Raw genomic sequence first — 26458 nt, 5'->3', positions numbered from 1 at the left:
CGGGCTGGCGCTGGACCGGCGATGTGAACGCAGCCGGCTCGCCGCCCTCAAACTGCTATGCGATCAGCGACCGGTTCGCGACCGTGCAGGAGGAAGTGCGCGCCGACACAATGATGCGGCAGAGCCGCCTTCATCGGCGGTCGGTCGACCCTGAGCATCGTCGCATCAGCGCGAAGTCGGTGGTGGCCGAACTTTGTGAGGTGATGCGGGAGAACGCGTTGCCGGAACCTGCCGACGTGGCGGTCGAGGCGGCGTAGGCCGCCCCGAACCGTTACCTTGCGGAAAACAGCATCATCGACTTCCCGGCTGGCGATAGGACGTACGGGGGGCACCTGCGGCCAATGGTCCGAGCCGCAACCGAGGCTGCTTTTGGGTTGCTCGTAGGTTCACCTCGACGGGTTCTATCTCATGTGAATTCGACATCTGATCTGGAAGCCTTAACCCATGCGAAGATCGAGCAGATTGACATGGCGTTGGAGCAGATACGCTTCATGGCGCACGTATTGGCAGGAGGCGGCGACCGATCCGGCCGCTCACTGGGAGCGGTCCAGGAAGGCGCGCTTCCGTCGGCGGGGTCCAGAGTGACGGCAGCCGACCAGCGTTGAGAGCAGCAGCCTACAGGTAACGGTAGCAGGTTACAGCGCTCGACCGAGCGGGCCATGTCGCCAGCCACCTGTTGCGAACCAGCATGCGCCGCAGGGCGACCTGTCCGCTCAGCCCGAGCCGGATGACAGCCGTGCGTTGAGAGATCTCATCGCAAGCGAGAGCGGTCGCCACGCCGACCTCCTGGGGAAGCCGTTCTCCCCGGCTCCCGCGCCCATCGCCCCGGATCGGCATCGATCGCAGGGGCAACAGCACGATGCCGCCTTTCGAAACCTCGGCCAGTCGAGCGGCGAATCTCGCCAGGCTCTCCGGGTAGCCGATGACCGCGAGGTGGATCACCGCGCTGGATCTGGTCAGAGCGAAGTCGGGGAAGATCCCCATCAATCCGTTTGGCATGGCGTGGTCCGGGTGGAGGAGGGCGTACGACCGGAATGGGGGATCTGCCCGAATCTCATTTTGGGATCAGGTCATGGTTCCCTCGGTTGCGACCGTCCGCCTCCTTGCCGCCACTTTTCGGGTCCGGGTCGCGATGGCGCGGTGATACCCTGCCGATCAGGTCCGTCGGCTTCGACGCCACGCCGACGATGCCGACCGCCTCCTTGCCGTGGAGCGTTTCGCCTCGACCATCCCCTCCGATCCATGAGAGCACTTTGTCTGGAACCTGATTGATCAGACCGAAGGTTGTGTACAAGGCGCTGACCATCACAGAGCAGAATGAAATGCTGTACCCGACGAGAAGAACGATTGAGGTCAAACTGTTTGGGACGATTGACTGCATTTGGCTGATCATGCCGCTGCCTACGTATTTGACCACTGGATTCAGCGCCATCACGGCGAAGAGGAAGCCAATGATCATCAACGTCGGTCGCAGGAACAGATTGAGCAGCAGCATATATCCGGCGCTGCCGCGCGCGCCCTCAATACCCTCCCCTTCCATGCTGAGATGAGCAAGGGCCCATAGGGTAGCGCCGACTACCGCCTCCAGACAAACACAGAGCCATCCAACAACTCCGAACGACCACATGAGCCAAGGCACCATCGGCACCACGACCGATAGCACCGTTCCGGCTAGGAAAAACAGAGAAGCAAAGGCGTTTACAAGCCCCATCAGGGCGGTGACGATGCCTCCGCCAGGAAGCGCGCTGGCGATCGATGCGCCGATCGCGATGGCGCCGCCGACGTTCGCCAAAACGAGACCAAGATTGCCGAGCGATGCGATCGGATCGTTGCTACCCACGGAAAGTTTTGTCAGAAGATCGGCAACCGGCTTTCTTATTTTCGAAACCAGCAGCCCCTCGACCTCGGAGTCCGAGAGTGTTCCCATTGCGTCGCCACGCGCGGCCTCCGCCGGGCCGACATGCATTTGGGCGACCAGTATCGGATCGGGCGCAGACGCTTCCTGGCCAAGCGCATTGTTGACGATATAGTCGGCCATTGCCATCGCGGCACGGGCTGCTGGTAAACTCGAGTCTGGAACTCCCCTGAGCGACGCGCCCGTCGTTTCGGCGGGCTGTCGTTTCGCCAGTTCGGCGACGCGACCTTGCATGGCGACCAGATCGTTGAACCACACGCCAGCGTACAACCAGCCCGCCTTTTTTGCCTCAGCCTTGAATCGGGCGCTCAGGTCGGTATCGGCGCCCGCAAGCGCCCCGTTCAGGTGTGCGCTCAGATCCGCTTTATATGTCGTAATAGACTGAGTGATGTCTGCGGAGAGGTCGCGCCACGAGCCGAGCAACGGCCCGCTGGGAAGGCCGCTGCTCATACGTTGCGCGACGATCTTCACGCCGACGTTGAGCAACGACTGTGCGAGTGTCTGGATCGCAGCCGCATGTGCCCGTGCCGCCTCCACATCGATCCGCTCGACCACCACGCTGCGGTTCACCGTCGATCCGTCGCTGGACGAAATCATGCGGCTCGATGTCCATGCGAGTCGACCACAGGCGTCCTCCGAGATGCCTGACGTATCGTTGTCATTCTGCACGCCGAAGGAAACCGTCGTCGTCGTCGTCGTGATCGTCTTGGCCGAAGTGAAGATGCCCGCAGGCACAACCTGCGTGTCGGATTTGCTCCCCGGAATAGCCCGGATAGTCGGTCCACTGTTTTGGAACGAAGCATTCACGGCTGCTGAGCAAGCCGCCGCCCTGGCTGCGAAACGCATCAGTGCCACTGGTGTTTCGATCGAGTTTGCCGCGATCGGCGCGCTGCCGGTGGCGATGGTGTCGACAACCCGGTCCCACACGCCGTTCGCAACGTTGTTGCCCATGACGGCGAGCCAGATGGCGACCAACTGAGCGACGGACAGGCCGTGTGCCACCGGCGCCAGCATGCCGACACCGATCGGCAGACGGATCGGGACCCACAGCGACGACCAGCGACGTCCAAGGGGTTCGCCTTCGTGGGCGGTCTGCGCGACTGCGGCGACGAAACTGTACAGCACCCAGAAGCCACCGAGAGCAAGGCAAAGCGCGTTGAGGACTTCCAACGCTTTTGTTGCGACGGTTCCTCCACCGGCTCCCGCGCTACCACCTGCTCCGCCAAGTCCGATCGTCGGGATCGGGCCGAAAAAGTTGACGAGCCACTGGATGGCCAACGAATCCGGGTTGCTCTTCAGAAGTGTGCCGATGTTGACGGCGTCGGCAGCGAACGCGATGCCGACGCCAAGCGCCTGCAGCGCAGCGATTATCAGTACGATGGTGTACCAGCGAACCAGTCGACCATCGCCACGTGCCAGCATCGCCCGGACCAGGCTCTCGGCGAAGACCGGTCGCACCGGCACCGGGACGACGCCGAAGGCCATCCCACCTCCCGGAAAACCCCAGCGCAGCACCTTGCCGATACCTCGACCGACCGTCTTCAGCCGCCGCGCAACCCCTGGCAGTACGCCACTCGAGTCTGCCTGGGAGTCAGTGCCGTCCATCGCGATAGCGTCGCGTTCGTTTTCGTCCTGCGCCATGTCGCACCTCCCGTCCAGCAGGAGCGCCTTGCGCTGCCTACCCGAAACCTCGTTGTCGAGATCTCCGCTTTCGGGAGTGCGTCGCCTTCGGCCCTGACAGGGTGGGCGGCAACGACAAAGGCCCGCGAGCCTGTGCCGTGAGTGGCTGGCTGGCGTTGGGCCAGCCAACGAGCAGCGGAAAGGTACTGCTGTCCAGTTTTAGTATTTTGGGCCGACTTTGTTGGCTACAACCAGTAGGGCGAGGCCGCTGACCGCGATTCCCAACATGACAGGCTCGATCGAGCCGACGCCCGCCTCCATAACCAAAAAGAAGCCGCCGAATAGCGTCAAGGCCAAACCCACAAAGCCACACAGGAACTTTAGTAAATTGTTCATGTTACGCCCCTTCTTTCTGAAATATACGCTGCACCATATATTGCATCAAGCCCTTGCTCGTCCTGGTCTGCAATTTATTCGCACATTTGGATGCCTCCAACACCGACCTTCTCGGGCAAGTCGAGCATACCGGCATGTCGGCGCCCCGTTCGCACAAGCGCGCCCCGCTCAACCAGCGTTCGCACCGCCTCGTAGAGGCGCGGCCGTCGATCCGGCGTACCCGTTGTCTTTTCGCCGGCGACGAACCCAAGCGTCCGTCCCACCTCTGCCATTGTGATCGGGAGAGGCGACGTTAACGCGACGACGGCAACGCGCAGCGCCTGCGCGGGAAGGGCACGGTCCGCAGCAAGCCGCCGCAGGATCCCCGCCTCTTCTGATCCGATGGCCGAACGGCTGCCGTGACCACAATTGCCCATGACTGTCCCCTTCTACGTGTCGGCGTATATGATGATATCAACAAACCAGGGATGCAACCGCCAAGCACCGAAATCGTAGCCGTCTTGATAAGATGGTGCACAGTGTTCAAGTTCATTGTGGTTTCTTGGCCTTTCTTACATGTTCTCTTCATTCATGGCGGCTCCGAAAAATGACGAACTTCACAATATTTCGTCGTCTGTCAACTTTCTTCCATCTCAGTATCCGTCCTACACTACCGGCACCAACAACGGTCATTCTGAACTGGGAGACTCCCATGAACAGCAACGAGAACGAAAAAAATGTCGTCTTCGATCGTCGATCCGCCGTCATCGGCACCCTGATCGGACTCGTCATCGCGGTCGCGATGCATGTGGCCGTGTTGAAGGGCTACTTTCCGAAGTCGATTTTCGATGTGATCCCGTCTCCGTTTCTGACATCAGGCCACTGATCCGATACTTGGCATGCGCCGATGCCCGTCCGCTCGGCTTTGCGAGCGTGGAAAGCATACACACCGGCTTCAGTCTTTCCTGATCGCTTTTGGCACCGGCGAAGTAAAAGGGACCGGCTCGCCACGGCCCGCGAACCATCGGATCGGCGCCACGACATTGCCGATACTGACGAAGCCGTCCTCGTTCTCACCGAGAGCGGCTTCGGCCGCCGCCTTCGCGCCCACGAGATGAGGACACTCGCCTACCAGGCCACCCGCAGCCCAGGCAAAGATACCATCATGACATTCGAGGAGGAGCGGGGTACCAAGCGGCACCCCGCCGTTGGCGTCGTAGTAAAGCCACTCACCCCAGATCCAGATCATTGCGACACCCATGAGAACCTCATGAATATAGTTGTTTGCGTGACCACATTTCGTAAGAAAAATGACGAAATAATTCAATGTTTGCAAGCATAAATTTGAAGTTTCTGATAATCTTATAATATTATTTCTGGAGTAATAATGAGCGTATACGGATCATCGAATACTATTACTGATAATTTATTTCATTGATGGCGAAAAATGACATCGAAAACGGAGTCGTGCACAGGGATCTCATCAAGGCGGCCGGTGGCTGTGACCATCGGCTACGGAAACTCCCGGCGACGCGGCGAGAGGAGGGCGATGACGACAAGCCGCAGGATCGCGTCCACGCTCGCAGCCGCCGAGTGGGACATCCGACGCGAGGTCGACCCGATGACCGACGACGTGACCATCAGCCATGCGCTGAAGGGCGAGCGCTCGATGACCTACCATTTCGTCTGCGGGCAGAAGGACGGGAAGGTCCAGCAATACTCGGCCGGCTTCCGCGTACCCGGTGCCGCGTTCAGGGATCCGGAGATCGCCGCGCGCATGCGTTACGACGGCGCAACGGAGCCGCTGGTCGGAACGCGGGCGAGTCGGATGCTTTCGCATCGCGGGTGATGAAAGCGAAATCGGTTGCCGTCGAATTCACGGGGACGGGAGGGACGCGCTACGTCGATCACTTTCTGCCGGAGACCTCGAATCAGAATGCAATCACGATGCTGGAGCACATGAGGGAATGCGTGCTGAAGATGAGAGGCCAATGATGGCTGTTTCCATGAATTCGCCTCCGCACGGTCCGTCCGCGCCACCGCGATGCTGATCGGAATGGCATCGTTGATGAGTCATCGCTCAACGTCATCAAGCAGATCGGCGATGTCATAGCCGGCTTCGTACGCGGCCATGGCGACATCCTCCTCCAGACGGCTCCAGTCCTCCGGCGTGCCGATCCATTCGCGGATCTGCGTCCTGCCTTGGAGGAAGGTCAGGATCGCATCAAGTTCCGGAACCAGACCCTCGAAGTTTCGGCGGATGAATCTCTCTGCGGAAGGTTGTTCTTCCGGCGCAAAATATTCGACGTCGTCGGAAATGCCAACAGCCTGCCATGCCATGACCTTGCCGTGTGCCCGAACGATGGCGAGTGCCTCGACGGGGATCGACTCCTCATCGCCCCAGATTTCGAGGAGCGACTCCGCAGTCTCCTGAAAGCGCGACACGTAGATGTCTTCGCTCAAGGATCCACCTGCTTCATCCCAGTTGCTGAACGTCTTGACCCATCCGCGGACTCCGCGGCCGAAGTTGTTCTGATACTGGGAGACGATGAGTATCGGCCCGTTTTCCTGATCTTCCAGGTGCGGAATGTATTCGAAATCGTCATCACAATCGGAATCGTTTGGAGGGGGAAAGTATCTGATGGGCATAGTGCGCTTCTCAAAATTTAGAATTCAGAGTTCCAAGGTTCATGGCCGTGCCGCCATCATCGCTGACCCTTCGCGCTTGGCCCGAAACGCGGCGCGCTGGCGCAGCGCCGAGGTGATGGCGTCGGGATCGGCATCCAACAGGCGGGAGATTTCGCTCACCGGCATGCCATCCAAAAGAAGGGCTTCGGCTTTACGGCCCAGGGCGCCGCGACCGACGCCGCGCTCCCGGCTGATGGACATTACGCGGCTTACGCTGCATCCCAAGAGGCGTGCTACTGCCGCTGGTCTCACTCCTTCCGCCCGGAGGACAAGGGCCCTGCCGGCGTCCACGTGGTTCCAGCGGGGAGGATATTCCGAGGCTCGCCGTAACCTGCGGACGACGCTCTCCGAGATACGAAGGCGAGCGACGATTTCGGCACTGGTGGCACCAGCCGCAGCCATGTCCAGGATCGCGGCGCGCATATGGATCGCGATCAGCATCTGTCGAGGGATGCGGGCACGGCGAGGGGGACGCAGTGCGGTGCGGATGGCTCGTGAGCCACGGCCGAAGGCGCGGGCGATCGCGCGGACCGACATCCCGGAATCCCGCATGCGACGCGCTTCGCGGCGTTCGACCGCGTCCAGTGGCGGCGGAGGCGCCGGCCTGGACAGTCCGGCCCGCTTGACGGCGGCTCGCACGGCATCCTCGTTGACGCCCAGTTCGGCGGCGATCGCCGGCTGCGAGAGGCCGAGTTCGACGAGGGAGCGCACCACGTTCAGGTCGATGCACTTAGCCGCCATTCGTGCGGCGGGCGATCCACCGTGATCACGGATGATTTGCGCAACCATCGCCCGATCGGCGCCGACGGCGCGCGCAACGTCGGTAGCACGCAGTCCCTCACCGTAGAGCCTCATGACCTGTGCCCGGTCGATCCGCTTCTGGCTCATGGGTTCCTCCGCGAGCGGAGCCGGTCCCAGTAGGAGAGGCTCTGCGGTCCGATGCGGGAATCATCGACGGTAAGAGAAATACAAATTTCTCCGGTCACGATGAAGCCGCCATCAGATGCTCTGCCGAGCGTGACTTGGTAGATCTCTCGTACCGGGCGTCCACCGCGTTGCTCCCATCCATCCCGCCGGCACGTCACGCAGGTCGTGCCGGCATTAGCGGCTTCGACTGCGCGGATGGCCGCTGCAATGCGTTCCTCGCCATCCCGGCACTCCACCTCGTCTGGTATCTCGGCTTTGCCGGTATTACCCCACCACGAAACTGAGATCGTATTGGCCATCACGTCTTCCGTTTTCCAAAATATGTGAATTGACACGCTCAAGGCGACATGTCACGCTAAGCATGAATTCGGAAATACGAGGTGTCAAGGTATGGAAAACGTTGCGGCAAAAAATTCTGAAAATTGTGATGTGAGCGAGAAGGATTTCTGGGGTGGCCTCGTGGCAAAACTCCAGCGGGCCCACCTGGACCCCGACGGCCTGCTGTTCGCGTACCAAACGATCCCGGTCCGCGCGATCAATGTCCAGGATGAAGGCGCGCTGTCAGCGAACTCCAAGCGGTTCATCGAAGCGGTCAGGGAGCAGTTCAGGAAAGCGGAACCGCATGTGCGCCGGGGATTCGCCACGAAGGTGCTGGCCACCGGCATGCCGTTCGACCTGCCATTCGCCCTCAACGGCCAGCCGCTCGACGTGGAGATCCCGACCGCTGACCAAGCACTCGGGTTCATCGTTTCCGACATCGCTTGGCACGATGTCGCAGACGAAAACGAAGCGGACGATTGCCTCTATGAGGTGCAGCAGGCGCTGCTTCGGACAGGCGCCAACATCCGCGACTTCGGCCTGGGCGATGACGAACTCGTGCAATCATATTTTCTGAAAGAACAAAATTTGCCACCGTTGCCTGAACTGATTGGTATGGACCATCTTGGTATGCCGCAGAACGTTCGGCTGTACGTGGCAACCATCCATCAGCGCGTTCAGGCGGGCACCGCATCCGGGCCAATTGTAGAGGGCATGCTACGTGCGGTCATTCGCTACCTTGACGACCTCGTTATCGAGACGATGCGGCCTGAAGACATAGTGGCGTTTCGGAGCCGGGCGGGACTGACGCAGGCACAACTTGGAGAGATAATCGGCGTGTCCAGGCAGCATGTTTATGCGCTGGAGAAAGGTCGGTTCCGTCTCAGTGCCCGGCTAGGCCATGCGATCATGGCCGCCTGCAGTGCGGCGCCTCGATCGTCCAATTTTGGGTGAGTCTTGTCCGACCTCAGGATCGGCAGAGCGCTTGTGGAAATCGTCCACTAAATTCGGAAATGTGTTGACGCGGTACCCAGCGGGGACTACACTGAAATCGGATTTCAGCGAGTGAGCATGGGCGCCTTTCGCTGTAGATCAAGGAGTGGGTTATGGGAGAAGCGAAGAGACGTATGAAGGGCGACGGTCTGCCCAAGTACTTGGAGTACACCATCTACTGCGGCGGGCATTCTGGCCTGGGCTCCGACCGCTGGGATCAGGTTGAGACGGAAGCAGACATCTCTGTGGCGATCGCGGAGATGCGCGCTGCATTTCGGCCCGATGAACCGGCCCGAGTGTTCGGCGTGGAGCGCGGCACAAGTCGAGAAATTTGGTTATTGACGGACGATCCATCGAATCTCTTGACACCCGAGGCGAAGCAGGAGCGTTCCTACCAGTTCAGTCAGCAGAAGACGGGCCAGCGGCTGCCGAATGGTGCTGATATCGAGGTTGGGCGCTGCGAGCAATGCGGAACCAGGGACCCGGTCGTCGTGACGCTGGTGGACGGGAGTATTCCTGGCGTTGTGCTGCCTGGAAACGGTCGCTCGGAAAAGGCTGTGTGTGCGGAATGCCTTGCCGATATCGCAGCGGGCCAGAACGCATTCCCGACTATCGCGGTATCGGTCAGCGCTGAGGGCGGTTGGCGGCGAGTTCGCTGGACCGGACGCGAGGTTGCGTTCTGATGCGTGGAAGGGAAACAACATCGCCCCTGTTCCGCCGTCGGCTTCTTCTTCTGGGCGCTCTTCTGGCCCCGACGGGAACCAAAAATCAGAGGATAGCGATGCTTTCCAGTTTGCTGGGTCTATCGCCCGGAGGAATTCGGAAATGGTACTACGGCAGCCGACAACCGGTTGCCGCTAACCGCTCAATATGGCTCGAACGCATCGAGCGAGAGATTGCCGTCCGCAGCCCGGCACGGAAAGGAGAATAATTATGACCAGTACCACCCCCCTACACCCTGATGATCTCGCTGAGGACTACGAGGATCCACGGACGCGAAATCTGATGCAGGCGCTCCACGCAGCGTTCGATAATATTGATTTCGGATATCATTCCAAAACCGTCAACCAGGACGCCAACGCTGCGAGGCGCCTGCCTGGACTGACCCTCGTCAGCAAGGGAGCCCTGGCGCTGGTGGGGCGTGACGCGTGTGCCGAGGCGTTGCGCGCCTTTCTGACCGGCATACCCGATGACCCGCGCCTTTCTGGAATTGTCAGAAGGGGATGGGGTTCGCCCGAGGGTCCGGTAGCGATCGCCGGTGAGGAGGTGTGGATCAAGATCGACATTTTCGAAACCGGGCGTCGCGTTCCCAACGATGTCATGTCGCATGTGATGACCAAGTCAGAGCGCGCCATGGACGAGGCCGAGTTCGTGCCACTCGACATCGGGCACTGGGCGTGGCCCGAGAATGACGGGTCGACCTCTATGGTTGCAGAGACGACTGCATCGTCGAACTAAGCAACTCCAAGATCGTAATCGTCTGCAGTGCGATGCTTCAATCGTCCAGTCTCAGGATCGGTGGAACGCTTGTGGAAACCGTCGTCCGCTAAATTCTGAAAATTTACATTAACTCAGTTCCCAGCGGGAACTATACTGTTGGAGAGCAGCATGATTTTCGGTTCAGTGTGTTCGGGTATCGAGGCGGCGTCGGTTGCGTGGCACCCTCTGGGGTGGCGCGCGGCCTTCCTGTCTGAAATCGAAGCGTTCCCTCGTGCGGTGCTGACCCAGCATTACCCGACCGTGGCCCTGCATGGCGACTTCACGACGATCGAGGCTAAACATAATGAATCAATTGACATTCTTGTCGGCGGAACCCCCTGCCAATCCTTCAGCATCGCAGGTCTCCGAGGAGGACTGGCGGATGAACGCGGTAACTTGGCGCTCGAATATCTTAGACTGGCTCACAGATTGCGCCCCCGGTGGGTGGTCTGGGAGAACGTGCCCGGCGTCTTGTCGAGCAACGAAGGGAGAGACTTTGGCTCCGTTCTCGGGGGGCTGGGCGAACTCGGGTATGGGTGGGCCTACCGAGTGCTTGATGCTCAGTACTTCGGAGTGGCCCAGCGCCGCCGTCGTGTTTTCGTTGTCGCATATCTTGGAGACTGGCGACGTGCCGCCGCAGTACTTTTTGAGCGCCACAGCATGTCAGGGCATTCTCCACCGATCCGAAAAGCGTGGCCGGACGTTGCCCCCAGCCTTAGCGCGAGCATTAAAGGCGGCGGCCTCGGCACAGACTTCGACTGCGATGGCGGCCTGATCGCCTACGCGATCCAGGAGCGAGCCGTGAGCACAAACCTGGAGTCTGGACCGCAGGGGAAGGGTTACCAGCCGGACGTCACCTACACTCTTGAGGCTCGCCCCAATGTGCAGGCGGTTGCGTACGCCGGGTGCGTCCGTCGTCTGACGCCCCGCGAGTGCGAACGCCTTCAGGGCTTCCCTGACGACTATACGCTGATCCCTTGGCGAAAGGGCATGGCGTCCGACGGTCATCGCTACAAGGCGCTCGGGAACTCGATGGCGGTGCCGGTGATGCGCTGGATCGGGCACCGGATCGCGGAGGTCGACCGAGTGTTAAGCCGTAACGCTGCTTGACCATCCACCCGATTTCTCGGATTCGCCCACTTCGGGCCTCACGTCTCGAATTATTCAATATTTCGGGTACCCGCGGAAGATCGCCGCTCGCAAGCAGGTTTGAACAGGAGAATGTCTTCATGTCGCAGAATAAAAAATCGGAAATATAATTCGTCAAATTCACCATCTGACGCTGGAATCAGGCCACTCGGCCCTGATCGACCCAGGATCTAAGGATGGCCTGCAGGATACCCTGCGAGCCCTGCACCCATTTGCAGAAGGGAAAACGACGGTCGTTGAGGGGATGTCCTTCACGGCGGTTCCCGTCCCTGGAGGTTTCCGGTTCGATATCGCCTTGGATGGCGACATGGACGCGATGGTGACCTGCTACGCCGCAGTTCCGGGCGGTGGTGAGGCGGTCTGGCGGCAGTTGCAGTCCGACCGCTCGGCGCTTGGCCTGGAACCCGTGGCGTGCCGCAAACCGGCTGGCGAGCCGTGGCTTGCTGCCATGCTGCGCATCGTCATCCCGACGAGCGTCAATCAGATGCGGGCCATGATGAATATTGCCGTCTGGGAGCAGGGAGCCGCCTGGGCGCTGTTGCGCTGGGGAACGCCACTATCCATTGATGCACCGCCCGCCGAGCCGCCAGAGAGGGCGTCTCAGGAACGTTCGAAGGCGATGAGGGACGTCAAGCGCGTGATCAACACCCTCGTCGGTCGGAGCATCGCAGCCGGCGCCAACGGCCTCATGGGCTTGGTCGATCAGCAGGCTCCACGACTGAAAGGCACGCTCGCCACGGCCATTGCCGGCCTTGATGCTGAGAAGCGTGCCCCTGAGGAGGCGAAGCGTATGGCAGCCACGCTGCGGTCCTGCGCACGCCTGTCGATTGAAGGACAGATCGTCGAGCGTGCCGGCGAACTCAAACTGCCGCCCGATGAAGTCACGCAGCATTGGGATCGGCTGATCAAACTGCCTCACAACCCGTGCTGGATCGAGTACAGCCACCGCGACCTTGATGCTGCGGCGGATTTCGCAGAGTTCCTACCGGACCGTTTCGGCCTCTTGCTACGCATGGAGGCTGGACTGCTAAGGTTCGAAGCCGCGATGCATTCCCATGGGCAGACGATTGTCTTGCCGGGCACGGTCGTGGTGAAGCCCAATGGGTATGCGGTCGAAGGAGACGCGAGCGGCCACCTAAGCGGAATCGCCGTCGGCTGCGCGGCGATGGCTGTTCGCCTCCTGCTTCTCCTCGCCGCGCGAAACGCACCTCTGAAGATCGGGCCGCAGGACCCCATGGAACGCCTCAACCGGTCGCGAGCGAAACAGGGCAAGCCGCCGGTTCTCTCCACCGCGCCGGTGAGGTGGAACCTGACGCGGTACGAGCGGCGTGCCGAGCGTGTCGGCGAGTCCTTTCACCAGCAGCGCCGGGAGCAGACCGTCGCCGCCTTGATCCGAGGCCATCACAAGGTTCGAATGGTCGCTCCGCGCGACGAGAATGGCCGACGGCTGCCCGGCCCCCTGGAGCCTGCACTGGTCTGGTGGTCGCCCTTCGTCCGCAACGTCCAACTCGGTTTCGACGGAAACGGACGCGACTACGACGTACGCGCCGGCCGCGCAGCCGCGTGATTGAGGTCGAGGACATCCGTGGACAGTATCATCAACGACGCTGATTTTCGGAAACGATTTGCGGAAACGGATCTCGCCACCGAGGCGAGGATGCCGAGAACGCCTTCCTCGGCGCCGATCCGTTGATCCTTTACGAGCCGTTGCCCGCCGGTACCCGCATGGCGCCGGACCTAACGCATGCCAAGACCAAGACCAAGCCCAACTCTTCCGGAAGCAATTTCTGGAAACCAATCAAACGGAGACCATCGTGAGCAAATCACTACCTACCCCCGTCCTGCCCGAATTGATCCGCGACGCCCTGTTCATGGGGACGTTGCCTTCCTCGATTCGCCCGATCGTCGATCTCTGGTGGAAGCGTCTTTCCAAGCCGATCCCCGGTCGTACACACACGCATTCCTTTCCTCATGTCCGAAAACTCTGGCCGTACATCGATGCAATGGCGGCAGAGAATCCGGATCTCGTCCGGGAAGGCGTGATCGCAACGATCCGGAGCCATCAGCCCGCGCTGTTCGAGGTGAGCGACGCCGGTTATCTGGAGGGCGTTCTGGCCGTGAGCGGCGGTGACGGCGTCCATCTCTGCGCCCTGATCGGCGTTGAGGACTACGAGGTGCCCGGCAGGTGTCCGCGTCTCGTCGTCGATCCGGTCGGGGTCGTGCTGATCGGCGACGGTAGCGGCGGCTGTTCCGAGATCGAGTGGTCTGCGGACGGACGTCACCGGAATCTCAAGCGGCCGCCGTCCCTGGAACGTCGTCTCGCGCTGACGCGAGTCATCGGTCCGATCGTATTGGGTCACGGCACCGGTGCGGGGCGGCACGGGATGAACCATATCCCGGCGATTGGAAGGGCGTGAGATGCCGAAGTGGTTCGGCTGAAAGGTCTTAGCCGGTGCCGGACGCTGCAACGATCTGCTGACAACGTTCGGGGGCGGGCAGCATCTGCATGACGCTCCTGTTCAACATTGGGAAGTTGCTGCAGGTTTCGATCTACGCAAGGACCTGCTCCAGGGCGATGAACGGAATCGGCAGCGGCGGTCGCCACAAGTTCAACAGGCGGATCGGTGGCAGCAGACCATGGCCACCCCCCGCAAGAGGTTACGAAATCACCGGGGATGGACTGCATGAGTCGTTCCACCGCACCCTGCTTGAAGCGTGCCTTCACCCCAAGCAGCAAGTCCAAAAGGACTTCTCTCATCTGCGGCGAAGGCCAGCCACCGTTGACGACCCTGGATTGAGGTTCGATACTGCTGTCAGTTTCATAGAGCGGCAGGGGGGCAGAGTGGTGTTCAGGATCGGTACCAGGATGATCGTGCTCGCGCTCCTGGCGTCCGCCGGTGTGATGAGCGCCGTCGAGATCTCGCCGGCGATTGCGCAAGACAACAAGATGAACTTCAAGGACCGCAAGGCCCACGTCATCAACAATTCACCATTCTTGGAACTCAGCGACTTCAAGTTCTCGAATGCCTTCGCCAGCAGCCGTTTCGCTCTGTCGACAGATCTGAAGTGGAAGAACATTGGTACCAAGCCGATCACGGCGTTCGAGGTCGTGACGATGTACTATGACCCGTTCAACCGCCCGCTCCGGCGAGGCGGGCGCTGGCTGGTTCCCGGCACTGACTCCGGCAACTGGACGGCTTTGGCGCCGGGTAAGACTGGCTCTGACGGAACGCGGGCTTATGATACTGAGCACGCATTCACTGCCTTCGTATTTGTAAGATCGGTCCGGTTGGATGACGGCACCGTTTGGACCTACGACGACAACGCGGTGTCGGAGAAGATCAAGGCGCTGCTGCCTGCGATCAAGGAGATCGGCAATCTGGAGCCCGACGAGAAGGGCAAGTCGTGAGCCTGCCCTTCATCCCACGCTGACGGAATTCTGCGGCGAAAAGCAAGGCTGGGCAGCATTCACTGCCTGCACTTGTAGTGTCCTGTCATACCGGTGGCGGTTGAAGGCCTCCATTGAGCGTTGCGCAGATCGTACTGGTAATCATGCTGTTTCTTTTCCGAACTTATACGCTCAAGGTGACATGTCGCGCTACGTTAGAATTACCTAACTCCTAAACGTGGCTACAGTACCGCGTTGGCCGCATTCTTCGCATTGGCACCGACTGGTTTCCGACCATTCGTTATCGCCAGTCTGCTCGTCCACGCCTGAGTCATAGACAAGAAACGTGGTTGTGATTTCGATCTGAAACGGGCCTTCACTGTTACATTTAGGGCACTGGAAGCCTTCCAGAATGTGTTTGTTTGGCATTGCTCGGTTTCCTTTTTTCTGGTTGTTGGGTAAGCGGCCCCAGTGACGGGTCGCTGGAAGCCTGGAACTCGTCCACATCTTCGGTTTCAGATTAGGTCTTGTGCGGTTCGCTAAAAGCGATAACGAACTGGCCTTGCGTGTCAATTTTCAGGATCGACAGTCAAGACTTATGATATCCAATTTTATGGTGGAATGTTAACGGTTTTCCGAAATTATTTACACAGACGATCGCGCATGCCTGCTGCGCTTCACAGAGACCCCGGCTACCGCTTCAGCGTGGTGAGCCGCAATGCTTGAGATGTGATGGTCGGTGTTTCAGCCCGCTGAAGAGTCGCAAAGTAGGGAAATCGGAAACGGTCAATGCGGCTACCAAGGCAACGACAGTCCACGTAAACTGCCGTCGACAACGCCTTGCAGCATCGACGACGTCGGCTTTCGGGCGCAGCGACCTATGGCCTGCATCGCGAAGGCAATCGTGCCAAAGATTACTTCCGCGGCTCACCGTCGGCTCGGCAGCGAGGTACGGGCGCCGGACGCTGGAACGATCTGCTGACAGCGTTCGGGGGCGGGCAGCATCTGCGTGACGCTCCTGCTCAGCATTGGGGAGTTGCTGCAGGTTGCGATCTACGGCATGGGCCTGCTCCAGGGTGATGAATGGAATCGGCAGCATCGCTCGCCACAAGTTCGACAGACGGATCGGCTACCAGTAGTCCCACGCTGTACCGCGGGCCTCGGCAGGATCAGTCGCCGAGCCGGTGCTTCGCCGGCGACACGAACGCTGTACCAGCCGTCATGCGAGCCGGCGCAGATCGGATCGTGCTGGCCCTTGGCGTGTCTGCCAACGGGTGTCGCCAAGTTCTCGGCTGTGTCGGAGATGGTAGCGTCGATCTTGCTCATGGTCGCCCCGTTAGGTGGATGTTTGTATCGCTCGACATGATTTCGGAAAGATATTTCCCTGAGAGCAACTCAGCGGGACGAGGACCCATTCAGGGCGATGTCAGAGGGTGGGGTAGCCTTCGTCGAGACTGGCAGAACGCCGTTCGATGACGGTTTCGATTGCCTTCTTGACAATGCCTTTCATCGCCTTTTCGAAGGCGTGGTTGCGGATCACCTCGTGGACGATCTCGCGCCCACTGCTGCCCGACAAGCCTACGACCGTGATCCGCTCCTCGGGATCGATGCCGGTGTTCTCTTCCACCTCCACATCCGCATCGTCGACCTGGTTGGCACCGTCTGGAACGAGGAACGTGGCTTCACCCTGTACCGTGATCGTCGGCAAGCCAGGAGCCGTCAGCACGACCTCGGCATACCCGAAGCCGGCTTGTCCGTCGGCAACATGCAGATCAACGTGCTGCTCTGTGACACTGCGGACAATGTAGCGTTCGTCGCGGAGGGCGTTGTTGATCATGTTGATTACGTCGGCCTGCGCGACTGCCCACGCCTCCCGCAACACCTCCGTCGCGACGGAGACGTACTCCTCGGCGACTTCACGGGCGAGAGCGCAGTCGTATCCGGCCGCTTCGGCTGCGTACAGCACGTCATCGCGGCCGCTATTGACGTGACCTTCGATTCCATTTTCGAAATCGTCTTCGTGGACGTCAAAGTCGATTGTGCCGTCGCCGATCAAATCGGCAGCGTGAACGCGGCCGAGATCTTCGAACGAGATCTTCGAAATCGACTGCTTCCGGGGCGAGGCGTCCTTCCTGCAGGGCCTCGACCACGTCGAGGAACGACAACTCGGAAACGGCATTCGCCAGTCGGTTGACTTCCTTCGCGGCGATCTCGGCGGCCATCCTGGCCGTCTCTCGGGCCACGCCGTCCCGGAACTCATCGAGCAGGTCGTTCTCGAATTTCCTATCCTCGTCCGGCTCGTAACCGGCGGCCGACAGCGCGTCTTCTGCCACCGATCTCCAGTCGCCGGCAGCGAATAGCGCTTCCTTCGCGCGCTCGACGGAGCCGGGATTCGGGAACGGAAGACCGGTGTTGCCGTCGATGGCGAGCATCTCCGCACCGCACCAAGGTTGGCGCGGGCGTAGGCGCGGCCGACCTGATCGGCGGTTGGCGGAGTGGTGTCTTGCACCTTGGCCGCCAAGCCATTCATAGCGGCCACGAAGGCGGCTTCCAGCGTCGCAGTGTCCGTCTGCGCATAGCCGAGTTCGGCGGCGCGGCGCGCAAAGGCAGCCGGATCCGCTTCCGTCGTGATGGAGCCGGAGCGAATTTCGAAAACGAGCCCATCGTGCGTGCTGCGGCGCAAGCCACGGGCGATGCACTCGCCGGCGTGGCCGCTGCCCAGGATAGGAAGGGCGGTGCGTATTGCATTCTTCAGGTCGCGCAGGCTCTCGACGGACGTGATGGTGACAATGGGATTGGATTCGAACACTGCGGACCCCCTTCGCGTTCAGCGGCTCGCTGCGCTCGATCCTAGTTTACGTCGATCATGGAGCCGATCGCGGTGGATCGGTCGATGTCGAGAAGGAGACGAGGAACTCATCGACGCGTTCAGGCCCAGGTGCCCCGGCACGTCTCTGCCACGATTCAGAGTGCGCAATTTACACAGACATGTCAAATAATTTCCGAATTCAATCTCGTGGCTTGAATCGGCTTATCCGCTTCGTCTTCGCGGTTGCGCCAACCGCCGCTTCGGCCTGGCGATCCGCAACGTCGGGGACGGCTCGCCTATTCCTGCGGGCAGCGGGTCCAGCGTCGTAAAGTGTCTGAACTGCGGCGGCCTCAGACTTGGGCCTGACGGTCAGGGTCACTCCTTCGACAGGGGAACCGCGGCCGTTGCCACGGTGCACTTCACAGGCAACCTCAAACTCGGCGAAGGCGTTGATCTGCTCCAGGGCAGGCTGTAGGGCACGCTGCCAAAGCCGACCGAAGCCCTGCAATTGGCCTTCACGGATTCCGATGAGAAGGCGAAGCCGGTCCACATCGACGCGAAGAAGCCATGGCTTGATGCGGCGGTCCGCATAGCGCTGGAGCGTCTCGTAAAGGCGCAGCGCGTACTGGCTGGTGAACGAAAACACGACCCGCGTGCGCAGGTAGGAGAAGGTTGTTGGATTGCCGAGCAGCGAGCGCAGATGGACCGGGAAAGAATACAGCAGAACGCGCTCTCCTCCGTGGCCGTAGTCGTGCCCAGTCGAACCCAGCAACTGGCTCTGGCGATCACCTCGTTTCACACCCTTCGGTGGCCGTCCCGGCTTGGCGAGTGGTTTGATGGACTGGGATGTTCGTTCATCTTCGTCAAAGATGTCCCAAGCAACAATTGTTTTCTGGAGTTTGGCGATCGCTTCCCTGATGCGGTCGTTCGACTCATGTCCGCCGCTCGTCGCCCGCCGAACCGACTTGTTGCCGTCTTCACCGGCGACCAGGACCATGCGCTCGTTCATCTGTTCGCGGATCTCGACATACGGAATCCGATGCTCGTCGTCCAGACCGATCCGGTTGTATGCGCGAGCCACAAGATAGGTCCAAATCTGGCGATCAAGGTGGGTGAGTTCCGGGCCGCTGATGTGGGTGACATGCACGGCGCCGAGCCAGAGAGGGTAGCCGCTGTGTGACGTCGGGCTGATCAGGTTTCCGAAGATCTTGGGCGGCTGTCCATCATGAGCGCCAGGCATTGCCAGGAGATCGGCATCCGTTTCAGTGTCGGCACCCTCCAGGTTGCCAGCATGATCGGATTCGGTCGCGATGATCGGAGAGGCGATCGGCACCGCACAGTTGACATCACCCTGCGTCTCCGAGGGGCCAAACGGAGCGATGTCGTAGGCAGGGATGATGGTAGGCTGCGATCTCAAGGTACCTCCAACATGTTTTATGGTGTAGAAAATTATATCATATCCGAATTTTATTAACACCTGATTTTGACGCTTGTGTTTCGAAGCGCGTGGCACGTGATCTGCGTGCCGATACCGCGATGGCTTGGTGGCTGAACCAGTGCGATCATGCGCAGAAAGGCTGCGGGGTTTCGATGCTGTAGCCGCGCCTCTTTTCCTGATGCGATTTCCTGACATCTGTCGAGAAATCGATGTCGGGAAACGCCAGATTTGTGTCGAAACCCGCCGGATTTGTGTTGGAGAACATCGTAACTCGTTGATAAAAAATGGGAAATTTTCCTCTAGGATATATATAGAATACATAACGCGCGTGCGCGCGTGAGAGTTTGAAATTTGACGCCACCATATAGCCCTTCGCTCAGAAACACCGAGCATTGGACAAACCAGAACCAGCATTTTTGTCACTGATAAACGGATCGGTAGAAAGGCGTACCTGTCGATCCCCAAATCTCTCTTGGCTTTTTCGACACAAATCTGGCGGGTTACATTCATCACTTTTGGTCGAAAAACAATTGTTCTGAGGATGAAGGTCAGGCCAATCACAGGTGTCTTCGACACAAATCTGGCGGGCATGGACAGCGTTCATGAAATGCCCAAGGAACCACGGTCTTTCGAAGGCGGGCTGCGTCTTGGGCCGGCTGCAGGTTCTGTCCACGGGGTGAACCGAATCAGATACAGGCCGTCAGGGACGGATGCATCACGCGTCTTGAATCTGAAAGGCGATTAGCATACTATTGTAATTCCGAAATTGTATAGGCAGGCGAGCCTTGGTGATTGCGCTTGAACAGCAGCCGAAGGCTGGCCAACGAAACGCCGCACGCCACCTCCAACGATCCGACGCCAGATTGCTATGGTCCTCGATCCATCGATCATCAATCAGGCGAACCAGCAGGCACGCCGACGTGCTGAGGTCGATAAGCCGGCGGCAGCCCTTGAGCCTTCAGGAGCGGTTGTGGAGGAGGCAATGAAAGAAGCCGATCGAATTGTCGCCCGGAAGGGGTTGGAGGATGCGAGCAACCCGCCGCAGTGGCTCCGGAACCGGGTCGCCGAGGCGGCAAAGCGCCTGCGGGTGGCGCCGGATCAGGTGGAGGTCTTGGGCTGGGCACCGATGCTGCACGCCGGGTGGGAATGCCACAGCGCTGCCGTCCTTGCTCGCCTCCCCGGTGGCTGCATCCGTTGGGTCGTCGTCGACGATGTCGGCGATGGCCGTTTTCCGGTGGTGGACATGCTGCGTGAACGGCTCGCCGCCTATCACGATGCGATCGCTGCGACGGAGCAACTGCTGGCGCTGGCAGCGCAGCATGAGCGCATTGAGGACGCCCTCGACGACGACGCGGAGTGGCTGGGTGTCGAGGTTCAGAAGGGGAACGAGCGATGAGCCGACGAGCATTCCTCGATATCGAGGCGTCGGGCCTCGACGACGATCTGACCTACCCGGTCGAGGTCGCGGTCGTTCGCGATGACGGGCAGGCGCGCTCGTGGCTCATCACGCCGACCGAGGAGTGGCTTGAGACTGGCACATGGAGCGACGACTCCGCTGACGTCCACGGCCTGTCCCTCGACCTCCTGATGAGCGACGGCTTCCCGGTCGAGACGGTCGCCCAGGATTTGGCCGAGTTCGTGTCCGGCGGCTGGACCGTCTTATCCGACGCGCGGCTGGCCGACGGATTCTGGTTGCGCCGTCTGTATGTCGCCGCCGGCCGGAAGGTGCCGTTCGAATTGTCGTGCTTCTGGGCTGCGTGCCAGTCGGTTCTGCACGGGAGACGGAACATCGGATGGACCGGAGAGTCAGGCATCCCACCGCATCCGCTCACCGAAGCGGCAATGGACGAGGCTCGACGGCAGATACCCCAGGAGCACCGCGCGCTGCCCGACGCCCAGCGGCTGGCCATCGCGCTGGGGCGGCTCGACGAGGCTGACGATGCAGCCTGAACAACATCCTGCGCTGCGCTGCCCATTCTGCGGTTGGATCCATGCCGGCATCGATCCCGCGTCGCCCGAGGCAGCGGTCACGCCGCGGATATGCCGCTGCAGTGCGCCGGCGGGCGCAATGGAGCCTGCAGCGTGGGACCTCGTGCCGACCGGTGCGACGGCCACGGGCATCGTAATCGCGCCGGCGTTGAGCGATGCCGAACTCGCCGACGCGCGTAACCGCTGGGTCCACGGCCAGCGGCTGCTGGCGAATCCCTTGATTCAGAGAGCGATTAACGACGTCGTCAGCGGAATCGTCTCCGCCGATCCGGGCGACGGCATCGATCTGAGAGCGATTGCCAACGACCGCCTGCGTGTGTTCGACGCAAGGGACCGCGAGGTGCTGATCGAGCATGTCTTGGAGATCCTCAATGCCCTGACCGCAGAGAACGCCCTGGCCTGGAATGTCAATCGCAACCGGGCGCAGGTTTGGGCCGAGAGGCGTCAAAAAAGACGGAGCGGCGATCAGCCGCTGGCCGAGGAATCGCCGTCGTGATCCGCGCCGCCATCGAGATCCATCCGGCCAACGGCGGACAGATTCGCCGCATCGCGGACATCATCGTCGCCCGGATCGGGGGTGACGAGCGGACCGGCGACTACGCTTGGTCCGTCGTCGAAGCGCCGTCGCCGACCGGTTCCGTGGGCGTCGATGCCGTCGGCGTGCTGCGCGGACGCGACCGTCGCCAGACAGCGGCGGAACTCGTCGCCGCCGCCATCGACGGCGCGGTCGGTGGCAACGCGCAACAGCCCGACGAGGCGACCGAGCGGGTTCTGCATCGCCTTCGCCTTCCCCTCGATCCGCCTCCGCCGCCTGAAGGGTCGGCGGCGTCGCTCATAGCGGCGATGCTCGCCGTCACCGAGCAGGCGCGTCTTGAGCGCGAGTCCGAGGAAGCCGCCCAGCACCCGGTCGCGGCGATGGCAAAGCGGATGAGCGGCCCGCTAGGGTCGGCGATCAACGCGCGCGATGAGGGAATCCTGGCCGACGACGACTACGCCATGGCGCTGGAGGATCTTGTGGAGCATCTGCTCAGCGTTGTGGTCCCGGCGGCGGATTCCAACGACGGTGAGCCGGTGTCGCTCGAACGGCTGCGGGAGGCGTTGCGTGTGCTTGGCGGCAAGCCACTGGCGGTCGTCGGCGGGGTGGACGGTGGTCCGTCAGCATTTGAGCGCGTCGTCCGCATCGGTGGTTGGACACACATGACGCCTGACCGTGTCCGCGAACGGAACGCGAAGCACAATGCCGAACGCGTCAACGACATCGCCAAGCGCATGCTGCACCGCCTGATCGCTCGCCGACTGCCGCACGAGCCGGACCTTCTCGAACGGGCCTGCCTCCGCGTCCGTCCCTCGGACGATGGTCGCCCGCAGCCGGATTACGTCGCCAAGTGGCGCGCCCTGCTCGACTTGCCTGTTGCCGATCTCCGTCGGCGGATCACCGAGCGCAGCGAGACGATGGACCGGCTGCGAATCTCGTCTCCGTTGCTCGGGGACGGTCATTACGCGGACGAAGGACTGCGGCGGCGGATCTGGCGGGCGGCAAGGCGGATCACGTCGAGGATCAAAGTTTGACGTCGACCTTCGACTTTTCCTCGCGCTCCTTGCGGATCTTTTCGTCCGCAGCCAGTTTGGCGTCGAGAGCCACGCGGTTGCGCGGGCCATTGCCCTCGGGCTGATCACGCCATAATCGAGCGTCGGCATTCCGCCATCAATGCAGTGCTCTACTGGTCTCTGCGTCTCGTCAACGCTGTGGGATCGTTGCCTCTCCGTTCTCTGCTGACGTATCGTCGCGGAAAGGGCGGGGAGGCGGAGCAATGAACGAGGCCGACGAACAGCCGGTGGAGGGCAGCATTCCGATCAGCACGGCCGGCCCGCTCTCGGTGCACCACCTGCTCCTGCACCTCGCCAGCGATCATCACGTCACCGTCCATCACGATGTCGCCGAGGTCGGTCACGGTACCATCGCCGCCGCGGCACTGGAGATCTGGCAGGGAGCGTCTTCCGGTGACGCTATCCGCTGGCGCTGGTACCTGCTGCGGCAAGGGCGCGTGGTCGAGGAGGCGCCAGGCGATCCCCACCGCCTGCGACCGTACAGCGACATCGTTCTGACGGTGACGCGCAGCACGCTGCCGGATCGCGAAAGCGTCGCCATGTTCCGGAAGGCGCTGCGGGCGGCTGGATCCACTTGCACGCTGTCCCGACCGGCGGCCGTTCGGGCTTCGGAACGCGAACGGGTCGTTGCCTGACGAGGACGATCCGCTCGCAGGAAACGCCTCGGGGAAATGCTCTTCGTATCCGCTGACATGTTTGAACCAGTCTTCGGACTGTGCCGAGTTTCCTGCTTTCAGTCGAAGCATTCGATCATGACGGTGCTCTTCGCGCCGCGTTCTCCGATATCGGCTGGTTCCATCTTCGCCTCCGGAACGGAGGATGTGTAGTCGATGCCGTTTGCATCGAGAAACGCTCTGGCCACCGACGGCTTGATGGCGAAGTTGACGTTCTGTGGCACGCTGCCGGTGGTCATTGCGACGGTCAAGGCGTTCAAGGTCGAGACAATGACGCCTGTTACCGTTCCGCCGGCATCGAGGAGCGGTCCGCCGCTGTTACCAGGCTGAACCGGCGCCGAGATTTGCAGATACCGTGTGTCGTCGGCGATGCCTGCCAGAGAGGTGACGGTACCGGTCGTCACCTGGGCTGTGGTCGACAACAAGCCTGCGTACGGATAGCCGACGGCAACGACGCTGTCCCCTGGGCGGATACTGCGGCCGTCACGGAACGGCAGCACCGCCAAATCCTGGATGTCGGCTTTCATGACGGCAAGATCGTTCTTCCGATCGGCCGCCACCAGCCGAGCCGGCGTAGAGGACTGGCCGCGCCGGATGGAAAGGCTGCGACACCCCTCGACAACGTGATGATTGGTTAGAATGTGACCGGCCATCGTAACGACGAACCCACTTCCCGATGCAGACTGCTTCCTGCTCTCCGGGCGGACGGGCGGTATCGTAGCCGCGCCACTACCCAGAGGTGGCGACGCCGTTGGAGGCGCGGCGGCGACGATCGGGGGAATGATGGGAGCCGCTGGTGTAAGCGCCGCCCTGATTGCAGGCACGGCGCCATTCGCCTTTGGGCATCCCTCGGCTCTCAATGAGATGGATCGTTCGGCACGAACGCCGCTGGAATTTCCGTATATCACCGTTTTGCCGGAGGTGGCAGGGCTCCACTTCGACACGCAGGCGAGCACCTCGAACGTCGAGAGATTGACCCCATACACATACTGGTCCGAGTCGCAACTGTGCGGCATGCAGCCGCCGGCGATCAACCATCCTGCGTTCTCCTGAACATTGCCGGCGAGGTCGAGGTTGGCCAAACCGGAGACTTGCTCGGAGCCGAGGGCGGTGACGAGACGTGACCGCAGCCCTGGTACGTCGAGCAACGCCATGCCTTTCAGGCGGGTCCAGGGGTGGGAGCCGACCCAGGCACGCAGTGAAGCGGCGTCGGCGAAAGGATCGACCGCCATGGGCTTCCACGCCGCTGCCGAGGTCTTGACTGATCTGGCCTGTTCCGGCGTCAGGCGTCCCTCAATTATCGCTATGTTCCGCTCGGCCGCAGCACGGTCTTTCGGATCGAGCAGCCTCTCGCGCGCCAGAGTGATCCAGTAGAGGGCTTCGGCGTCGTTCTTCTTACTACCGGCACCGGTCAGAATGTTCAGGCCAAGATTGTATTGCCCAAGCCCGTCGCCTCGTTCAGCAGCCTTGCGATACCAGCGGTTGGCCTCGGCCAAATCCTTCGATACGCCCCGGCCATTGGCGTGCAGCACGCCGATGCGGAAGAACGCCACCGGCAGATCGCGGTCCGAAGCCTCCAGGTAAAACTGCCGGGCCTTTGCGTAATCTTGAGGCACGCCCCTGCCCAGATGCGCCATCAAGCCAAGGGTATAGAATGCTTGGGGATCCCGTCCTTGGCGCACGGACCAGAGATGAGCAAGAGCGCGGCTGTAGTCGCCCGCTTGGTATGCGGCGACGCCGGTGGCGGTATGTTCTGCGTCGGGCACGCGAGGAACCTCAGCCAAGCCACCTTTGCTGTAGGTCCATGCCTTTGTGTTGCCTGGGAATGCAAAGACGATGGTGTCGTTGCCGATATATTCGTCCATCAAATCCGAGCAGGTGCCGAACTCTCCGGACATACGGGCGACAGGACCGTTTAGGTCAACGACACTGTATGTCGCCGGACATGCGTTACCACCGCTGTAGTGCGCGACGAGAGCGAGTCCGGCGGCAGGCCCTTCCTTCCATTCCCGTACAACCTCCATGTTCATGGAGGATTTGTCTTCGAACAGGGGCTGGCCATCGACAATGATGCGCTTTGCGCCACTTTCGCCAACAATGCTGATGCGGGACTCGGCATCGGCAGGGCCGTATCCGCAAATACCCATGGCGATGGCCAATGATCCCGCTGCTGCTGTCCGGCACAGCGACCATGCCATGAACGTCTCCGTCAGAGAAAATGCATGAAATGCATAATTGGTCCTGACGCCGATGGTAATGCAACGAAGAGCCGCGTTACAGGACGCGATACGCTGTCATGGCTGTATCGTTGGCTAATGTTCCGCTCTGCGCGTCTCACTGAAGGCTGGGATTGAGCGTCACCACCATCGCTCCGACGTGCATCGGGCATGGGCGGGGACAGATGACCTGTGGCCGAAAGTAAGCCAAAGGCATCAGCGTCATACGCGGTGAGCCGACAAGGTGGGCGTCGATAGGGACGGCATATGCGCCGACTGCATATTCCACGTCATCGCCACGATTCAACGTCTTCTCTCAAAGGCCGTTAGGCTTCTTCAACGCGCCGGCAAACGCCGGCGTCAATGCAGGCATCAAGGACGATGTCCGTCATCGACTGAAGGATTTCCGGCGAGAACGACACCGTTCCTGCCCAGCGGCCATCGGTGTCGCGATGCAGCGGAGAGGTGACCGACGTCGCATGGACACCGTTCACCACCTCGCGGCTGACCCGCAGACCGCGTACGAGGAACTCGACACCGGCGATCATGATGGCGACGTCAAAAAGGGCGAGAAGTTTGCTGCCTAACGGGCCCTTGCGGAGATCGACGACTCGAATCGTCACCGCTTCCGTATCGTCGGCTTCCATGTTGACCAAGTCGTGCATGTCGGTTCGGTGCTTTGACTTTTGACGAGTTCGCGTTCTACTCCGTAGTGGTGCCCACGTCGAGAAGGTAATACCAGGCTCTGTTTCAACGAGGCGGGAGAGTTTGGTCGAGCGGTCGCCAGGGGACTGCTCCTATGCTTCATCAAATTGCCTCACACCACCGTAGTGCAGAAACAGGTTCGTTTCGATGCACCGCGCAGTCTGTGC

Annotated in this window: 27 protein-coding genes; 15 read left to right on the top strand and 12 right to left on the bottom strand. The window is 61.0% G+C overall.

Annotation, left to right across the window (positions count from 1 at the left end; translation table 11 throughout):
* Positions 1 to 23 precede the first annotated feature (23 nt).
* Positions 24 to 257, top strand: a complete 234-nt coding sequence (locus D3877_RS29130; RefSeq protein WP_119834305.1) for a hypothetical protein — start codon at positions 24 to 26, stop codon at positions 255 to 257.
* A 358-nt stretch (positions 258 to 615) separates the two neighbouring features.
* Here the strand turns inward: D3877_RS29130 and D3877_RS29125 are convergent, their stop codons facing one another.
* The 3 genes from D3877_RS29125 to D3877_RS30085 all read right to left on the bottom strand — a co-directional run bounded on the left by D3877_RS29125 (position 616) and on the right by D3877_RS30085 (position 3931).
* Positions 616 to 999, bottom strand: a complete 384-nt coding sequence (locus tag D3877_RS29125) for a hypothetical protein (protein ID WP_147395354.1) — start codon at positions 997 to 999, stop codon at positions 616 to 618.
* A gap of 55 nt (positions 1000 to 1054) precedes the next feature.
* Entirely contained in the window at positions 1055 to 3556 is a 2502-nt protein-coding gene (locus D3877_RS29120) for a DotA/TraY family protein (RefSeq protein WP_119834303.1), read from the bottom strand.
* Between the two features lie 198 nt (positions 3557 to 3754).
* Positions 3755 to 3931 (bottom strand): hypothetical protein, encoded by a 177-nt coding sequence (locus D3877_RS30085; RefSeq protein WP_158600061.1) that lies wholly within the window; start codon positions 3929 to 3931, stop codon positions 3755 to 3757.
* A 691-nt stretch (positions 3932 to 4622) separates the two neighbouring features.
* On the opposite strand from D3877_RS30085, the gene D3877_RS30080 reads away from it, so the two are divergent.
* Complete coding sequence (locus D3877_RS30080) at positions 4623 to 4796, top strand: hypothetical protein (RefSeq protein WP_158600060.1); 174 nt, start codon at positions 4623 to 4625, stop codon at positions 4794 to 4796.
* Between the two features lie 69 nt (positions 4797 to 4865).
* On the opposite strand, the gene D3877_RS29110 is transcribed toward D3877_RS30080, so the two are convergent.
* A complete protein-coding gene (locus tag D3877_RS29110; RefSeq protein ID WP_119834301.1) occupies positions 4866 to 5171 on the bottom strand; it encodes a hypothetical protein in 306 nt (101 codons plus the stop codon).
* 240 nt (positions 5172 to 5411) lie between these two features.
* Between D3877_RS29110 and D3877_RS29105 the strand changes: the two genes are divergently transcribed.
* Complete coding sequence (locus D3877_RS29105; protein ID WP_147395353.1) at positions 5412 to 5759, top strand: hypothetical protein; 348 nt, start codon at positions 5412 to 5414, stop codon at positions 5757 to 5759.
* Between the two features lie 224 nt (positions 5760 to 5983).
* Here D3877_RS29105 and D3877_RS29100 read toward each other — a convergent pair whose 3' ends face one another.
* The 3 genes from D3877_RS29100 to D3877_RS29685 are packed head-to-tail and all read right to left on the bottom strand — an operon-like array spanning position 5984 to position 7824.
* Entirely contained in the window at positions 5984 to 6559 is a 576-nt protein-coding gene (locus D3877_RS29100; protein WP_119834299.1) for a hypothetical protein, read from the bottom strand.
* 39 nt (positions 6560 to 6598) lie between these two features.
* Positions 6599 to 7486, bottom strand: coding sequence for a helix-turn-helix domain-containing protein (locus D3877_RS29095; protein ID WP_119834298.1), 888 nt, complete (start codon positions 7484 to 7486; stop codon positions 6599 to 6601).
* Positions 7483 to 7824: a hypothetical protein gene (locus tag D3877_RS29685; protein WP_147395351.1), complete on the bottom strand. Its 342-nt coding sequence runs from the start codon at positions 7822 to 7824 to the stop codon at positions 7483 to 7485. Before D3877_RS29685 ends, D3877_RS29095 begins: the two co-directional genes overlap by 4 nt.
* A gap of 91 nt (positions 7825 to 7915) precedes the next feature.
* Here D3877_RS29685 and D3877_RS30370 point away from each other — a divergent pair, with 91 nt between their 5' ends.
* The 7 genes from D3877_RS30370 (at position 7916) to D3877_RS30395 (ending at position 14873) form a co-directional block, all read left to right on the top strand.
* Positions 7916 to 8797 (top strand): helix-turn-helix transcriptional regulator, encoded by an 882-nt coding sequence (locus tag D3877_RS30370; RefSeq protein WP_199721036.1) that lies wholly within the window; start codon positions 7916 to 7918, stop codon positions 8795 to 8797.
* Between the two features lie 152 nt (positions 8798 to 8949).
* On the top strand, positions 8950 to 9519 hold the full coding sequence (locus tag D3877_RS29085; protein ID WP_147395349.1) for a hypothetical protein: 570 nt from the start codon (positions 8950 to 8952) through the stop codon (positions 9517 to 9519).
* Between the two features lie 250 nt (positions 9520 to 9769).
* Positions 9770 to 10294: a hypothetical protein gene (locus D3877_RS29080; protein WP_119834296.1), complete on the top strand. Its 525-nt coding sequence runs from the start codon at positions 9770 to 9772 to the stop codon at positions 10292 to 10294.
* A gap of 150 nt (positions 10295 to 10444) precedes the next feature.
* Positions 10445 to 11425, top strand: a complete 981-nt coding sequence (locus tag D3877_RS31115; protein WP_119834295.1) for a DNA cytosine methyltransferase — start codon at positions 10445 to 10447, stop codon at positions 11423 to 11425.
* A gap of 283 nt (positions 11426 to 11708) precedes the next feature.
* Positions 11709 to 13031 (top strand): hypothetical protein, encoded by a 1323-nt coding sequence (locus D3877_RS29070; RefSeq protein ID WP_119834294.1) that lies wholly within the window; start codon positions 11709 to 11711, stop codon positions 13029 to 13031.
* Positions 13032 to 13278: 247 nt separating this feature from the next.
* Positions 13279 to 13881, top strand: coding sequence for a hypothetical protein (locus D3877_RS29065; protein WP_147395347.1), 603 nt, complete (start codon positions 13279 to 13281; stop codon positions 13879 to 13881).
* A gap of 89 nt (positions 13882 to 13970) precedes the next feature.
* Positions 13971 to 14873, top strand: coding sequence for a hypothetical protein (locus D3877_RS30395; RefSeq protein ID WP_119834292.1), 903 nt, complete (start codon positions 13971 to 13973; stop codon positions 14871 to 14873).
* A 1405-nt stretch (positions 14874 to 16278) separates the two neighbouring features.
* Here the strand turns inward: D3877_RS30395 and D3877_RS29055 are convergent.
* The 3 genes from D3877_RS29055 to D3877_RS29045 form a co-directional block, all read right to left on the bottom strand.
* Positions 16279 to 16908: a hypothetical protein gene (locus D3877_RS29055; protein ID WP_119834291.1), complete on the bottom strand. Its 630-nt coding sequence runs from the start codon at positions 16906 to 16908 to the stop codon at positions 16279 to 16281.
* Positions 16880 to 17284, bottom strand: a complete 405-nt coding sequence (locus D3877_RS29050; protein WP_119834290.1) for a hypothetical protein — start codon at positions 17282 to 17284, stop codon at positions 16880 to 16882. Before D3877_RS29050 ends, D3877_RS29055 begins: the two co-directional genes overlap by 29 nt.
* Positions 17285 to 17860: 576 nt before the next feature.
* On the bottom strand, positions 17861 to 19690 hold the full coding sequence (locus D3877_RS29045; protein ID WP_119834289.1) for a replication initiation protein: 1830 nt from the start codon (positions 19688 to 19690) through the stop codon (positions 17861 to 17863).
* A 391-nt stretch (positions 19691 to 20081) separates the two neighbouring features.
* Between D3877_RS29045 and D3877_RS29040 the strand changes: the two genes are divergently transcribed.
* The 5 genes from D3877_RS29040 (at position 20082) to D3877_RS29020 (ending at position 23331) form a co-directional block, all read left to right on the top strand.
* Positions 20082 to 20495 carry a beta/alpha barrel domain-containing protein gene (locus D3877_RS29040; RefSeq protein ID WP_147395345.1) on the top strand — a complete coding sequence of 138 codons (414 nt, stop codon included), beginning with the start codon at positions 20082 to 20084 and terminating at the stop codon, positions 20493 to 20495.
* Positions 20492 to 21049: a hypothetical protein gene (locus tag D3877_RS29035; protein WP_119834287.1), complete on the top strand. Its 558-nt coding sequence runs from the start codon at positions 20492 to 20494 to the stop codon at positions 21047 to 21049. Before D3877_RS29040 ends, D3877_RS29035 begins: the two co-directional genes overlap by 4 nt.
* Positions 21039 to 21584, top strand: a complete 546-nt coding sequence (locus D3877_RS29030; protein WP_147395343.1) for a hypothetical protein — start codon at positions 21039 to 21041, stop codon at positions 21582 to 21584. Before D3877_RS29035 ends, D3877_RS29030 begins: the two co-directional genes overlap by 11 nt.
* Positions 21581 to 22657: a hypothetical protein gene (locus tag D3877_RS29025; RefSeq protein WP_119834285.1), complete on the top strand. Its 1077-nt coding sequence runs from the start codon at positions 21581 to 21583 to the stop codon at positions 22655 to 22657. Before D3877_RS29030 ends, D3877_RS29025 begins: the two co-directional genes overlap by 4 nt.
* 242 nt (positions 22658 to 22899) lie before the next feature.
* A complete protein-coding gene (locus tag D3877_RS29020; protein WP_119834284.1) occupies positions 22900 to 23331 on the top strand; it encodes a hypothetical protein in 432 nt (143 codons plus the stop codon).
* 98 nt (positions 23332 to 23429) lie between these two features.
* Here D3877_RS29020 and D3877_RS29015 read toward each other — a convergent pair whose 3' ends face one another.
* Together D3877_RS29015 and D3877_RS29010 are read right to left on the bottom strand one after the other, a co-directional pair.
* Positions 23430 to 25568: a trypsin-like peptidase domain-containing protein gene (locus D3877_RS29015; protein WP_119834283.1), complete on the bottom strand. Its 2139-nt coding sequence runs from the start codon at positions 25566 to 25568 to the stop codon at positions 23430 to 23432.
* Positions 25569 to 25912: 344 nt separating this feature from the next.
* Complete coding sequence (locus D3877_RS29010; protein WP_119834282.1) at positions 25913 to 26251, bottom strand: hypothetical protein; 339 nt, start codon at positions 26249 to 26251, stop codon at positions 25913 to 25915.
* Positions 26252 to 26458: the final 207 nt, after the last annotated feature.

It is taken from the genome of Azospirillum cavernae (assembly GCF_003590795.1).
Lineage (GTDB): Bacteria > Pseudomonadota > Alphaproteobacteria > Azospirillales > Azospirillaceae > Azospirillum > Azospirillum cavernae.
Note: the sequence above shows the minus strand (reverse complement) of the source record. Positions and strands in the feature narration are given on the sequence as shown.